We start from the raw sequence: 12,880 nt of genomic DNA, 5'->3' as shown, positions 1-12,880 counted from the left end.
CATTCACCGAGAAACTGAGGTCATTGATCCCCCGATGGGTTCCATGGTGCTTGGTCAGCTGGTTTAAGACGATTGCTTGCTCACTCATTTTTGATACTCCTCCTTATAAAAATTTTTCCGCAGAATTGCGATGTTCTCCTCAAAATCCTCCATGACAGCCTGAAAATCGAACGCCGCCCCACGGTACCGGGCCGCATAGCCCTCGGCCATCAGAAGCAGCATTTGAAAGACCGGCTGGGCATCCTCCGGGTTTTTGAATTTCAAAGCATCCTCTTCCCGCAGAACAAGATCGTTTCGGAATCCGCTGGCCTCCTCCGTCAGGATCGCTAGCGTATCTGCCACCTCGGGAGAAGTTTCCTCCCAGGCACTGGTAATAAACTGCAAGATAAAAGGCTGATTTTGGAGCCCCTCCATTTTCATGCGGCTGGATGCCAGGATTCTGTCGAACAAATCTGTTTGGGAATTGAGGGATTCCTTGTCAAATATTCCCTCTATGATTTTCTTGCAGTATTCCAGTAGGTAAATGTAGAGCTGCTTTTTACTGCCGAAATACTGAAACACAGACGCTTTGGAAATGTGTGCGGCTACCGCAATATCATTGATTGAGGCTTTTTCATAACCAAACTTGCCGAAGCACTGGAACGCCGCATTGAGAATGGTCAATCTCTTTTCTTCGGTCAGGGCCAAAAATTTGTCCAATTCATTTCCTCCTTTTTACATATTAACCGTTTCGGTTATTTAGAGTATAGCACCAATAACCGAATCTGTCAAGTATTTTGGAGTATAATTCAAAAGTTTTCTTTTTATACTGTTAGATCAACGAAGATTAGTCTCGAAAGTACCGGTGTGTTCAAGTCAGCAGTTGCACGAAAATGTAATTCGTTCAAATACTACTAAAATACTTTTACCACTGGGGATTATAAGTTGCGGACATACACATATACAGCATACACCTGTTTGTGATTGCTGTTTTTGGGGATATGTCAAAATTGATAAGGCAAAAGTATTCTTAAATTGGGTACAAAAAACTAAGCCCCTACAAAAGGAGCTATCATAATCCTTTGTTCCCACTATTTGATTATAGTTTTATTTAAGAATACCTTGCCGCATATTTTTTACTCCTTTTCTGGATTAAATCATTGTATCACATCAGTTTTAGGAAAGCAAGTACCTAAATTGTTCGGACAGACACCGCTTATCAGGGTGAAATTGTTATCCTTCCCAGCGACAGCGTGAGGTTAAACGATGTATTAGGGGACCAAACCCGGCTCCCTCGTAAAAGGTGGCGCGAGGACCCCCTCCCCATGCTGCGGACGACGATTGCGCCGAAAACGGCAGCGCAAAGAGAACGGCTGCTGGACGCTCTTACGCAACTTGCGGATACTGACCCGCTTTTGCGTTGCGAAGTGGATTCCATCACCCATGAGATCATTCTTTCTTTTTTGGGCCGGGTGCAGTTGGAGGTTGTTTCCGCTTTGCTGTCGGAAAAATACAAGCTTGAAACAGTGGTAAAGGAACCCTCCGTCATTTATATGGAGCGGCCGCTCAAAGCAGCCAGCCACACCATCCATATCGAGGTGCCGCCCAACCCGTTTTGGGCATCCATAGGACTGTCTGTTACACCACTCTCGCTTGGCTCCGGTGTACAATACGAGAGCCGGGTTTCGCTGGGATACTTGAACCAGAGTTTTCAAAACGCTGTCAGGGATGGTATCCGTTACGGGCTGGAGCAGGGCTTGTTCGGCTGGAACGTAACGGACTGTAAGATTTGCTTTGAATACGGGCTTTATTACAGTCCGGTCAGCACGCCGGCGGACTTCCGCTCATTGGCCCCGATTGTATTGGAACAGGCATTGAAGGAATCAGGGACGCAACTGCTGGAACCTTATCTCTCCTTCACCCTCTATGCGCCCCGGGAATATCTTTCCAGGGCTTATCATGATGCACCGAAATACTGTGCCACCATCGAAACGGTCCAGGTAAAAAAGGATGAAGTTGTCTTTACTGGCGAGATTCCCGCCCGCTGTATACAGGCATACCGTACTGATCTGGCCTTTTACACCAACGGGCAGAGCGTATGCCTTACAGAACTGAAAGGGTATCAGGCCGCTGTCGGCAAGCCAGTCATCCAGCCCCGCCGTCCAAACAGCCGCCTGGACAAGGTGCGCTATATGTTTCAGAAGATAATGTAACGTCTTGCGCAATGCAAGCGTTCATTGCTGGCTATTGCGAAATATCATTGATAAAATCAGTATCAGAGAGGAGAAACTATTTTGAACCAGGAACAGACGAATATTACAACAGGAAAGCAAATACGTCATCTGCGAACACAATTGGGAATGACACAGGAAGAACTAGCCGGGGAATTGAATGTTACCCGGCAGGCACTATCGAATTGGGAGAGAGATGTTAATGAACCCGATTTAAATATGTTGAAAAAAATTTGCTTTCTTTTTGGAGTCAACATGGACGATTTTGCGAAGGAGGTAATAACAAAGATGGAAACATATGAAAAAAAGGAGAAACGACAATTTAATAAGTACGATATGGCAATTGGACTTTTTTATGTGCTGGGCGAGCATCTCAATAGCATCGGTTGTTTTGATAGAGGAATTGAGGTTTTGCTGTAATGCTTTCAGGAACTCCTTGAATTTTGGAGCAATCTCAGGCTTCTTTATCAGGAGCTTGATTTCCTCAATGTGCCTGTTTGCTATATCAGCTATATCTTTAGCCCAAGTCTCCAAATAACGGCGAGAACCGCACTTCTTGACGATTTTCGCATATACGCTGTTCTTCCACTTTTCAAGGTCATCAAAGCTCAGTTGCAGTTGACGATAGCTTTGCACATCAGGGCTCACTCTCACTTTGCTAAAAGCCGACGGGCATGGCTCATAAAACGTCATTCAGTTTGCACCCTGTAGCTGCTTTGAAGCCCGGAATGCAATATTTATACATATTTTACATTTTCTTCTTCATTTGTTAATATCCATCTGATAAGATAGATATGTAATGTGAAGCAATTCTAAGCCTTACATTACATACCGCAATACACTTTGATAGACAAGATCAATCAATAAGGAGGATGTTTTATGATTGCTAAAAAGACTCTCAATTCTTTAAATGGGGCGAGCACCAGGACTATCATCACGAACAGCTATATCGAAGCGCAGACAGGTCAGCCTCAGCCCCACTCCATTAACACTATTGTACGCCAGGAACGTGACATCGGCATAGCAAACCGCTTGACGACCAAGCCTCTCAACCTCAGGATCTTCAACGACAACGGCACCCCGACGACCATGTACAGGACGTATACAGCTGATGACATCGCATATGTTTTCAAGTCTTCTGCCACGCAGTTCGGGTACACCTATTACCCCATAACCGGGGATATCAACAAATGGCAGTGGAAACCGAATACCCTTGTACTCTTTATCCGGAACAAGCAGCGCAAGCAGGTTCCGACGCTGAAGTTCGAAATACTACAGATAATAGATACAAATACTTTGACGGCTGAGATGCTAGCACATATCACAGATGTAACGCCCATATTGAATATGCACTTTAACTCAATTCTTAAGATCGGCAACCCCAGCACCAACTTCGCCCCCGATCAGAGCTACATCGGACTTACCTCAGGAGCCGATATCTATGAATCAGCTTTCAAAGGTTCCAACCCACTTACCATGATACTCTGATACATCAGAACAATTTCATAATTCAGCATAAATCCATTTAACCGCCAACCAATCCCAACCCCAAAAATACCCACCCATAAGAGCCGTGCTGACAACACGGCTCTTATGTACATCATGCCATTTCAAAGCGTATCTGTATCGCTTGCCAGTAATAAGGCGCATAGTCCTTGCAGCAGAAGATCTGATCGGGCGTGTAGTAGCTGCTCGGCAGCTCCGTTTCATAGCCGTCCTTGCCGATATAGGTTTCACCGTCATCATAGCAGCCGTTCCAAAGGTTAAAGGCAAGGCGTGTTGTTTTCATCGAAGTGCCTGTCTGAAAGCCCTTGTTCAGACCGTCACGCTTGATGCCGTCCTCTTGGAAGTCGAAAACAGCTTCGATATGCTCCCGAAGAACAGTATCGAGGGCGAGGAGATACGCCAAAGAACGATGATAACAGTCAAGGTGCTTCATTTTACTGCATATATCATTATATGAGGTTTCGTGGGCTTCATCATAGAATATCATTGTATGTTCCTCCTTTATATATCTTCAAAGGTCACTTGACCCTCTAACTCCTTTTCAGGCTCTTGCTTAGGCTCGATATGCTTTTTCTTGTAGATAAAAGCCTTGATTTCGTCCACCATATCAGCAGGAACACGCATTGTGACGGTCTTGCAGCCGTATTTCTGCTTTGCTCCTGCGCCCGCCCTCGCTCCGCCCCGATTTTTCTTTTTTTTCGGCTCGTTCATTCCTCGGTCTGCTCCTTTCGTCTACGCTGCCACCAGTGCCGCTTAGGTTCGTTCTGCTTTTCCTCGATAGCAAGCAAAGTTTTCTTGTCCACAGCGTGCAGAGCTTGGGCAGCGGTCAGAGCTGCGGTTGTACTCTCCAAAGCGGAAGTCTGCTGTTGCAGAGCGGCGGTTAGCTGCTCGATCTGAGCTTGCTGCCCTCTGATCTGATCGTCTTTGGCGGCAAGCTGCCCTTGCAAGGTGTCAATTGTGGTCTGCAAAACGCCTATCACCGCCGCCAACTCGGTTGGCGTTTGGTTGGCGTTTTGGTTGGCGCTTTGGTTGGCGGTCTGATGTGCCGCAAACGCTTGTTTTATCGCCTTTTCCTGACTATCGCCAACCATAAAACAGTTGGCGTTTTTAGTTAGCGTTGACCGCAAACCGAGGTTGTCGATACACTTTGTAACGGCTTGCTTGCTCACACCCAGTTCATCAGCAATCTGTTTAATCGTCTTGCCCATCAGGTTCACCCTCTTTCTCCATCTCAGCAGCTTCTAAAAGCATACGCTCTATATCCTCTTTGGTATATTTACTTTCCATGCAAAATTCAAGTATTTCTTCGTCCATTCTATGGAAAACTTCACGTTGACACTCGGACCACCATTTCAAAACAGTATGTCGGCTCAATCCAGTATCACGTTCACACTCGATTTTCTTCCCGAAAGGGTGTTCCCACAACCAATCATAGACAAGCTGCTTCTTGATTGGTCTGCCGTTGCCCTCACGCCAATTATCATTAACTATATCTCTTGTGGCTCTTGCAATTTTCAGATGAACGTCTTGCTTGCGACCGTTCCGCTTGTTGCGCTCGATACGAACATCAGTTAAAATCTCGATGTCGGCTATGGTAAAGTTATAATAATCTTTGGAATAACACTCCATAGCACTATCCACATCTTCTTGTGTCAGCTCGTTATCGTGCTTATACGTCCGAAGAACGTCAAAGCACTCCTGCATATCAGCTTTGAGCTGTTTCTTCGGAACATCACACTTGCAGGCGTATATCACAAGGCACATAAGGTAAAAATAACGGTGTCCGCCCTCAATCTCGGTCACACGGCGTTTCCACCACTCATAAAGAGCATAGTCCTTGACTTGTTTCTTCTTCCGATAGCCTATATTCCACTTAGCAGGACGTTTATTGCCCTCGACAACCACACGCTGATACCATTCGGGATAAAGCTCCGCAGCAGCGGCTCGGTCAATCTTGCTCGGACGGTAAGGGCGGTTCACATCTACCCGATTTTCGGGCTTAATAACGTAACTATTGAGAAATTCAAGGCTTACTCGTTCACCAGTCTTAAAGGCTGTGACGGTATTTCCATATTTGCTGTTAATGCTGCCGACCATACGAAAGCCTTGCCCGATGCTCTGATACTGAATGCTCTCGACCTGCGAAGTGCCTTTATACTCCCATATTCTGAACGTGAGATCGTGCTTTAAGGACTTCATTTGAAGCTTTATGTTCGGATAAAGGGCGATAGGCTCGTCAAAAACATAGTACAGGTGCAGCCCTCGCCCACTCAAAACGATGAAAGTCGGCTTTGGAATACTGCGGTACACCTCTCCTGCACCAGTTGTACGCTCCAAAACACGCTCCAGTTCCTTGCGCCCGACACCGTCAAGGTCAAATATGAGGGCGTTCATCGTCTGAGCATACTGGAGCTTGTTGCTGCGGCTGTGATAAGTCAGACCGCTGCACAAGGTCATACCGTTACACTCAACATAGTCCCGATAATCGTCAGCCCAAGTATCATTAAGCATTATTCTGCGGCGCAAACGCCGTTGAGAACCCTCGTCCTGCTCGTCTTGATAAAGATAAATAGCGTTCGGGTGAGAAAAATCGCTGTACAGCTCACCAGAGTTCTCGTTATCGGGAAAGATATAGCGGTAAAAATCCTCACCGTTGACCTGATCGTACACATTGGAGAGCAGATCATAACAGTCACGGAAGTTATTTAATACGCTATCAGACATACAGACCACCTCACTTAGACAGAGACACCTCAGTCCTGCAGGACACGTTCTTTTCTTTTTCTTCTTTTCTTGGAGAAGAAAAAGAAAAGAACCAAAAGAAAAAGAAGAAACGCTCACACAAACACTCTAAATGGTTCCGTTGCCCCTACGGGGATACCTACGGTATAGGGGGCTTAGATTATCAATATATTTTTTGCACATTTTCATTATAGCATTGATTGAGATGTTTGTCAATATGATTTTGTAACGTTTTCAAATTTATTTGCGGGATACCTGCGGCATAGGGGGCTTAGATTATCAATACATTTTCTGCACATTCTCTTTCAAATAAGAAGTGGCGATAATACTACCCCTCACACGCTCTGTACGGCTCTGTATGCCGTTTAAGAGGTGTAAGGGGTATTTCTTACTATCACGGTTAGCGTGGCTCTGTGGGGCTTGTAGTAGCTTTCAGTGGCATTTGTTGCAAACTGTCGCAACTTATCGGATTTTGTCTATCGGTTGCCCGACATTGTGTCGAGAAACCACCGTATTCCGCTGCTGTCATCGTTCAAATCACGGATAATGACATAGACTATCTGAATTATGCCGAAAGCCGCCCAAAGCGGAAAGCCGCTGTCCACGATCAGAGGGGCGGCGTATTCGATTATTGTTAGGTCGGCAAGTATCGCAAATAGGGTGAATTCATCACGAAACCGCTTAAAATACTGATAGCCGAAGAAGATCAGCACCACCAAAGAGACTGCTGCCGTTATGCCCATACGCTGATAACTCCACGTTGGTATGCTGCGGAACAGGTCAAGCAACAGCTCCCACCTCGATTGAAGCACCGTAAAGTCAACGGGATTTACAGCATTGAGGACGAGCTGCGCCCCACAAATAAGGCAGATTACAATGAAAATGCCTATGAACCGATTGCGAAAGCTCTCGATTTCTCTGTCGGCTCGGTTGCTTTCCCACGTTTGTATGCGCTCTTTTTCGTCTTTTATCCTTTTGTCGGCTTTGGCTTGTACGTCCTTTTCCTTTTCGGCGATGTTCTTTTCTCTTTCAGATACGGCTCTTTCACGCCTATCTGCCGATATACCCCTTTCGTTTAAGGTTCTTTCTGCGTTCTCGTTCTTCTTCCTCTGCAATTCTGCGCTCTTCTTCTCTTCTTCTGCTCTCTTCTTCAGCTTTTCGGCGTTCTTCAGCTGCAAATCGCTCTCGCTCTGCATCACGTTCTGCTCGGTGAGCTGCTGCACTTGCTGTGTCAGCTTCTGATTTGTCAAGTTCGCTCTCTCCAGCTCGGCGGTTAGCTGCTGAACGAGTAAGAGCTGCTCGTCCTCGCTCGATTGCTGTTCCAGTTGGTGCGCTTTCTGCTGTAAGTTCCTGTTCTCCACTTTCATTCTCTGCAAGTCCTGCACTGCGGATTGCAGCTCTGCGCTCAACTTCTGCTTGTCTGATGAGAGTGTCTGTGTCTGACAGTGCAGCTGTTCTTTTTCCGTCAGCAGGCTCTCGATCTGTGTCTGCTGTTCCTCGCACATTGCTATCAACTGTTCTATTTCTTCGGGCGAGTAGGTCGGCAATTCGTTGTTTTCCTGCATTGATAGCTGCACTTCCTTTCTCCTTGATAAGCTCGGCAAGCTGTTGCTCGATGTTGTGTAGCTGCTCGGCAAGCTGTTTTAGCATATTATTTCTCTTTCGGATTTCTTCGTTTATAAGAACACGCTCCGAGGGCTTGCCCTCGGCTGCAATCTTCCTTGCGGCGTAGCCCTCGTGGATAGTCGGCTCTTGCTCTATGCCCTGGCGTTCATAGCTGCGGTGGTCTATCCGATCACGCTCGGAAAGCCTGGCATTGCAGCAGGCAGCCCACGCCGCTCTCCATTCTTCGACACGCTCTTTCTTGTTCCAGTCGTTGTAATCTTCCTTGTGGTTCTTGTACTGCTTGCGCCCCGACTTATCGACTTTTTGAAAAATGCGCTCGCCGTTCTCGTCAAGGTCATACACCTTGCGGCTCTTGGGTGCCCATTTGCCGTCCTCGGTTATGCTCCGCATAGTAGCCATAATATGAGCGTGGGGGTTTCCGTCCTCTTTATCGTGTAAGCTCCAATCGACACACATTCCTTGCTCGGTCAAGCCTTTGACAAAATCACGAACTGTATCTATCTGCTCGGCTCGGCTCAACTCCTGCGGAAGTGCAACCTCGAACTCTCTCCATAGCTGTGAGTTCTTGGCTTTTTCGATTTCGTGGACTGCGTTCCAAAGGGTTTCTCTGTCGGCATATTCAGCAGGAGCGTTTTCGCACAATGAGATTTCAGAAAACACAACCCCGCCCTTTCGGGAGTAGTCGGACACTAAGCCCGTTTCTTTATCTTTCAGCTCGTCACCTGCTCGGTATGCTGCTGCGGCAACTGCACTTTGTCCATTTGCTTTACTGCCTATCTTGATACTACAATGATAGATTGCCATTCGGCAACACTCCTTTCTCTGAAAGATAAAAAGGTAAGTCAAGAGTGGAACGCTCTTGCGGTGAGGTCAAGGAGAGGTAGCACCTCGCCTTGCGGGGATTTCCAAAAGGGGCAGCGTCCCTTTTGGTGGGGTCGAGGGGCAAAGCCCCCGCCCTCGGAGAGCGCACTGTCATACACCATCGGAGCGTAGTGGAGGTGGTGTATAAGTGCGCCCTTTACAAGGGTGCTAAACTTATTTTAGCATAAAATCGTAGCTTTGTCAAGCCCGTAACGGCTACGACGCAACTGAAAAAGAAAATAGCTTGACTGCAAAACTTAAATATGGTATAATATCAAGGAAAGGTGGTGCTGTTATGGCAACTGAAAAACGCTCGATTGATGAACGTATAGCAGAGCTGAAAGAAAAGCAAAATCAGCTAAAGGCGCAAGAGAAAAAGCTAAGAGCAAAGAAGTCGGCAGAGGAAAGAAAGATACGCACTCGCCACTTGATAGAAGTCGGCGGTACGATTTACAGCGTACTCGGCAGAGAGTTTGTCGATGGCGATATTGAACGCCTTGCGGCGTTCCTCAAAGGTCAAGACAATAGAGGCGGTTACTTCACCAAAGCTATGAATAACTTCCCGTCTGCTCCTGCGGTCGCTGCTCCAGATAACGCTGAGCCGAAAACAGAGAACGAATAACTATCAGAAAGAAAAGAAAAAGACGGGCTTTCCGCTGCTGTGGTAGTCCGTCTTGTGTTTTTATTTTCCCGACTTTCTGCGGTTGCAAGGCTTGCTCTGATACTTCAAGTTCCCTTGAAAGTTCTTTTATGTTCATGGCTGTTCACCTCGCTGCTTATCTCGCTCCGATTGTATCATAGTATAAAAATAACTGTATCGATTCTTTATGGTTGTGCGCTCTGATATTGCCTTAAATATTACGATTTTATGCAATGAAGTAGAATTTCCCCGAATTTTATAGTATAATTCTATTGCTGTTAAAAAAAGGAAATGATAGCCACCTGCTTGCGGCTGCCTAAGAGAGATGCATTGACAATAAAATTGCGGAAGAACACTTTGCGGACTTCAGAATCAATGTCCGTCCAAAGGCTGTTGATCAGGCGCATCCAGTTGCTGTCAGGCTGCTCCATCACCTTACGGATTTGCTGGCGCTGTGTGAGATAGAGGTTATCCTTATCGAACTTATCCGCCCAATCTAACAACTTGGGGAATGCTTCCTGCGGATTGCTGTCAACATATTTCAGCACTTGATTGACGGCGAAAGCCTGTGCGCTGTCTTTAATAGAATTACTCATGGTTTTGTCTCCTTTTCTATCTTAAAAGCAAAAAGAGCCGATAATCCGCAGCACAAGGCTAACGGGTTATCGGCTCTGCGTCTATGCGTCTGGCTCTGTGATAACTGTGGTATTGAATTGTTTTACGCTGATTATTATTTCCCGTTTGCACTTCGGACAGTATAGCGGAAAATTTTCAAGTACTGTATTATCACAGATTTTAATTCTCGTTTTGTTGTTGCAGTTGGGGCATAATAGCCATTCGTTTTTTTTCATTCTTTGTTTTTCATCAGATAATAGAATATCTATGGACAATTACATTTACAACTCACGCAGTTTCCACCGCCTTGTAGAAACCATTACACACGCGCCCACAATGAGTACTGTTAAGACGATGTAGGAAAGATAGACGCCATTTAGTGCTACTTCATACACATCATAGTACCGCAGAGGGGTCAGATAATCCAAGAAACGATTCCCTGTGTACTCGGCAGTAAAGGCCAACACATAGGCGGCCAATACGAAAACCGTACCGGCGCGTACCGCGGCCTTATAAGATTTGAAAAGGCTGGCAAACAGCAGACCCAAGGCAAAAAAGAGAAGCTGGGTAAAGAACATTCCCATCGTTGTGGAAAGCACCGCTCCCGGCTGATCCAGACCGCCCAAAGGAAGAACGATCGTGAAATAATTGCACACGCCGCTGAACAGGGCGAACACCAGCAGGTTCACTGCTGAAACGATCACCTTCGCCAGAACAATGGTTTTCCGCTCCACAGGCTTTGTGAACAGGTATTCGGATGTTCCAAATTTCTTTTCCCTCGCCACACAGGACAGGCCCAGAGAGATTGCATAGGCAAAGGCCAACAGCCCCTCCCAAAAATAGATACACGCGTACCAACCAAGGGCAGTCGTGAGATCCCCTTTCACACCGAACATGATCATGATCAAGCGAGGAAATTGGCCGACTGTCCGGGCCATCTCATCCAGACTGTCCTTCAAGGATAAAAGTTCAAAATAGCAGAATCCGCACAGCAGTAACATGATCCCCAGCCAGATCAGCAGGGTCTTTCTGGTTTGGCGGAATTCGTTTTTCACCAATGTTTTCATCTTTGCACCCCCTCATGAGCGGAACTGGATGTCTTTTTTCAAAAAGACACGATAAGACAGCACCAAAAACAGGGCAAACAGCAGTACACACCATCCCAAGTAATCCAACTCATAAAAGCCAGATTTGGAAATCTCAGCCGCACTAAAGAACGAGTACGGGGACAGAAAACTAATGGCACGGTTGCTGACAATGTTGGAGAAGCTGGTGACGCAGTACTCGACAAAGACAATTAACCCGGCAGTCAAAAGTGGGCTTCGATTGCGTGAAAATAGAATTCCAACCAAAAGCCCCATAGCTGCAAGGAACAGCGTGACCAGCATGAGGGAAAGAGCAATCAGAAAGAACTCTCCCCAGTCAATGCCGGAGCGGAACAGGGCCAGCGCCAAAAAAGAGGCGAGAAGATATACCATGCTCACGACCACTACGCCGAAAAAAACCGTGAACGCCTTTGCCCAGTAAATCGTTTTTCGGGTATGGGGTTTTGTAAACAGATATTCAGAGGTTCGCTCCGAGCACTCCTTGGTGTGAATGGCGATACCGAAGTGCATCCCGAAAATACCGGACGCAATCATAAAAAAGCTGGTAAGAAACGCATAAATGCCCAACGGTGAGGTCAGATATTCCATGGACACACCAACGCCTTTGTAAAAATCACTCGTACCCAGCGTTTCATAGAGGTCTCCGGTGGAAACATCCATAAAGCTGTAATAGGTAGGCGTCATCACAAAAACACACAGAGCCAAGGCGATGGCCCAACCCAAAATATATTTGCGGTGCCTTTTCAGTTCATATTTCAAAATGATCATGCCTGACACCTCCCTACTCGTAGTAGTGCATGAAGATCTCCTCCAGAGAGGGCTCTTCCAAAAGCACATCGTCCAAATGCAGCAGGTGAAGCTTGTCAATGATCGCCGTGATATTGCCGTTATACATAAAGGAAACAGAGGTCTTGTCCGCAGTCTCCGCATAGTTCGCAATGCCGGACAAATTAAAGAAATCGCGAGGGATAGCCTCCTTTGCACTCAGAGTGACTTTTTTATAGCCGCTCTCACGCAGTTCTTTGATGGGCTGTATGCCAATAAGATGTCCTTCTTTCAGAATGGCCACCCGGTCACACAGTTTCTGTACCTCACTCAGCACATGGGAGGAAAAAAACACGGTAGCGCCCCGGCTGTTTTCCTCCTTCAGAATATCGTAGAAAGCCTGCTGGATCAGTGGGTCTAACCCGCTGGTGGGTTCGTCCATAATGATCAGTTTGGGTGAAGTCATAATGGCAGACACGATACCCACCTTTTTCTTGTTACCCAGAGACAGGTCTTCGATTTTCCGGGTCAGATCCAGATTGAGGCGCTCAGACAGCTCATACATTTTCGTTTCGCAGTCCATGCCGTACAGGTCAGCGGTGTATTGCAGCAGTTCCCGCACCTTCATGTTTTCATAATAGCTGTTCTCGCTGGGAAGGTAGCCCACATCTCTGGCAATGACACTGGCCTTGGTCTGGCAGTCCAGACCGAAAATAGAGGCGTTGCCGCCGCTGGGATGGATCAGGCCCATCAGCGTGCGGATGGTGGTGGATTTTCCTGCACCGTTGGGGCCAATGAAGCCGAAAAAC

The 12,880-nt window shown here is 46.7% G+C and carries 14 protein-coding genes and 2 pseudogenes; 4 read left to right on the top strand and 12 right to left on the bottom strand.

What is annotated here, in order from left to right; genetic code table 11:
* Positions 1 to 84: 84 nt before the first annotated feature.
* Positions 85 to 699: a TetR/AcrR family transcriptional regulator gene (locus BT142_RS18140; protein WP_072419562.1), complete on the bottom strand. Its 615-nt coding sequence runs from the start codon at positions 697 to 699 to the stop codon at positions 85 to 87.
* Between the two features lie 476 nt (positions 700 to 1,175).
* Here BT142_RS18140 and BT142_RS18130 point away from each other — a divergent pair.
* The 3 genes and pseudogenes from BT142_RS18130 to BT142_RS18120 all read left to right on the top strand — a co-directional run.
* Positions 1,176 to 2,192 (top strand): annotated as a pseudogene (locus BT142_RS18130) (tetracycline resistance ribosomal protection protein Tet(W)); the annotation flags it as partial.
* Positions 2,193 to 2,273: 81 nt separating this feature from the next.
* Positions 2,274 to 2,576, top strand: a pseudogene (locus tag BT142_RS18125) (helix-turn-helix transcriptional regulator); the annotation flags it as partial.
* A gap of 513 nt (positions 2,577 to 3,089) precedes the next feature.
* Positions 3,090 to 3,698 (top strand): hypothetical protein, encoded by a 609-nt coding sequence (locus BT142_RS18120; protein ID WP_072419559.1) that lies wholly within the window; start codon positions 3,090 to 3,092, stop codon positions 3,696 to 3,698.
* Between the two features lie 112 nt (positions 3,699 to 3,810).
* On the opposite strand, the gene BT142_RS18115 is transcribed toward BT142_RS18120, so the two are convergent.
* From BT142_RS18115 to mobQ, 6 genes are all read right to left on the bottom strand, one after another.
* On the bottom strand, positions 3,811 to 4,203 hold the full coding sequence (locus tag BT142_RS18115) for a DUF6075 family protein (RefSeq protein WP_072419558.1): 393 nt from the start codon (positions 4,201 to 4,203) through the stop codon (positions 3,811 to 3,813).
* Positions 4,204 to 4,217: 14 nt separating this feature from the next.
* Positions 4,218 to 4,427 carry a hypothetical protein gene (locus tag BT142_RS18110; RefSeq protein ID WP_072419557.1) on the bottom strand — a complete coding sequence of 70 codons (210 nt, stop codon included), beginning with the start codon at positions 4,425 to 4,427 and terminating at the stop codon, positions 4,218 to 4,220.
* Positions 4,424 to 4,924, bottom strand: coding sequence for a MarR family transcriptional regulator (locus BT142_RS18105; RefSeq protein WP_072419556.1), 501 nt, complete (start codon positions 4,922 to 4,924; stop codon positions 4,424 to 4,426). The genes BT142_RS18110 and BT142_RS18105 overlap by 4 nt, the downstream gene beginning before the upstream one ends.
* Entirely contained in the window at positions 4,908 to 6,440 is a 1,533-nt protein-coding gene (locus BT142_RS18100; protein ID WP_207645664.1) for a bifunctional DNA primase/polymerase, read from the bottom strand. Before BT142_RS18100 ends, BT142_RS18105 begins: the two co-directional genes overlap by 17 nt.
* A gap of 494 nt (positions 6,441 to 6,934) precedes the next feature.
* Positions 6,935 to 7,573 (bottom strand): hypothetical protein, encoded by a 639-nt coding sequence (locus BT142_RS18095; protein WP_072419555.1) that lies wholly within the window; start codon positions 7,571 to 7,573, stop codon positions 6,935 to 6,937.
* Complete coding sequence (mobQ, locus tag BT142_RS18090) at positions 7,509 to 8,888, bottom strand: MobQ family relaxase (protein ID WP_072419554.1); 1,380 nt, start codon at positions 8,886 to 8,888, stop codon at positions 7,509 to 7,511. Before mobQ ends, BT142_RS18095 begins: the two co-directional genes overlap by 65 nt.
* 352 nt (positions 8,889 to 9,240) lie before the next feature.
* Here mobQ and BT142_RS18085 point away from each other — a divergent pair, with 352 nt between their 5' ends.
* Positions 9,241 to 9,567 (top strand): relaxasome subunit MobC, encoded by a 327-nt coding sequence (locus BT142_RS18085; protein WP_072419553.1) that lies wholly within the window; start codon positions 9,241 to 9,243, stop codon positions 9,565 to 9,567.
* A 296-nt stretch (positions 9,568 to 9,863) separates the two neighbouring features.
* Here the strand turns inward: BT142_RS18085 and BT142_RS18080 are convergent, their stop codons facing one another.
* The 5 genes from BT142_RS18080 to BT142_RS18060 form a co-directional block, all read right to left on the bottom strand.
* A complete protein-coding gene (locus tag BT142_RS18080) occupies positions 9,864 to 10,181 on the bottom strand; it encodes a hypothetical protein (protein WP_242940047.1) in 318 nt (105 codons plus the stop codon).
* An 81-nt stretch (positions 10,182 to 10,262) separates the two neighbouring features.
* Positions 10,263 to 10,436, bottom strand: a complete 174-nt coding sequence (locus BT142_RS18075) for a cysteine-rich KTR domain-containing protein (protein WP_072419552.1) — start codon at positions 10,434 to 10,436, stop codon at positions 10,263 to 10,265.
* Between the two features lie 45 nt (positions 10,437 to 10,481).
* Positions 10,482 to 11,267: an ABC transporter permease subunit gene (locus tag BT142_RS18070; protein WP_002587446.1), complete on the bottom strand. Its 786-nt coding sequence runs from the start codon at positions 11,265 to 11,267 to the stop codon at positions 10,482 to 10,484.
* 12 nt (positions 11,268 to 11,279) lie between these two features.
* Complete coding sequence (locus BT142_RS18065) at positions 11,280 to 12,074, bottom strand: ABC transporter permease subunit (protein WP_072419551.1); 795 nt, start codon at positions 12,072 to 12,074, stop codon at positions 11,280 to 11,282.
* A gap of 13 nt (positions 12,075 to 12,087) precedes the next feature.
* Positions 12,088 to 12,880 (bottom strand): ABC transporter ATP-binding protein (locus BT142_RS18060; protein ID WP_072419550.1); only part of this gene is annotated, 793 nt, incomplete at its 5' end.

The organism is Ruminococcus sp. YE71, assembly GCF_900119155.1.
Taxonomy (GTDB): Bacteria; Bacillota; Clostridia; order Oscillospirales; family Ruminococcaceae; genus YE71.
Note: the sequence above shows the minus strand (reverse complement) of the source record. Positions and strands in the feature narration are given on the sequence as shown.

Coding starts and splice junctions, on each gene's coding strand:
- BT142_RS18115 (WP_072419558.1), bottom strand. CDS start 4,203: ATGATATTCTATGATGAAGCCCACGAAACCTCATATAATGATATATGC.
- mobQ (WP_072419554.1), bottom strand. CDS start 8,888: ATGGCAATCTATCATTGTAGTATCAAGATAGGCAGTAAAGCAAATGGA.
- BT142_RS18070 (WP_002587446.1), bottom strand. CDS start 11,267: ATGAAAACATTGGTGAAAAACGAATTCCGCCAAACCAGAAAGACCCTG.
- BT142_RS18075 (WP_072419552.1), bottom strand. CDS start 10,436: ATGAAAAAAAACGAATGGCTATTATGCCCCAACTGCAACAACAAAACG.
- BT142_RS18085 (WP_072419553.1), top strand. CDS start 9,241: ATGGCAACTGAAAAACGCTCGATTGATGAACGTATAGCAGAGCTGAAA.
- BT142_RS18120 (WP_072419559.1), top strand. CDS start 3,090: ATGATTGCTAAAAAGACTCTCAATTCTTTAAATGGGGCGAGCACCAGG.
- BT142_RS18080 (WP_242940047.1), bottom strand. CDS start 10,181: ATGAGTAATTCTATTAAAGACAGCGCACAGGCTTTCGCCGTCAATCAA.
- BT142_RS18105 (WP_072419556.1), bottom strand. CDS start 4,924: ATGGGCAAGACGATTAAACAGATTGCTGATGAACTGGGTGTGAGCAAG.
- BT142_RS18110 (WP_072419557.1), bottom strand. CDS start 4,427: ATGAACGAGCCGAAAAAAAAGAAAAATCGGGGCGGAGCGAGGGCGGGC.
- BT142_RS18100 (WP_207645664.1), bottom strand. CDS start 6,440: ATGTCTGATAGCGTATTAAATAACTTCCGTGACTGTTATGATCTGCTC.
- BT142_RS18065 (WP_072419551.1), bottom strand. CDS start 12,074: ATGATCATTTTGAAATATGAACTGAAAAGGCACCGCAAATATATTTTG.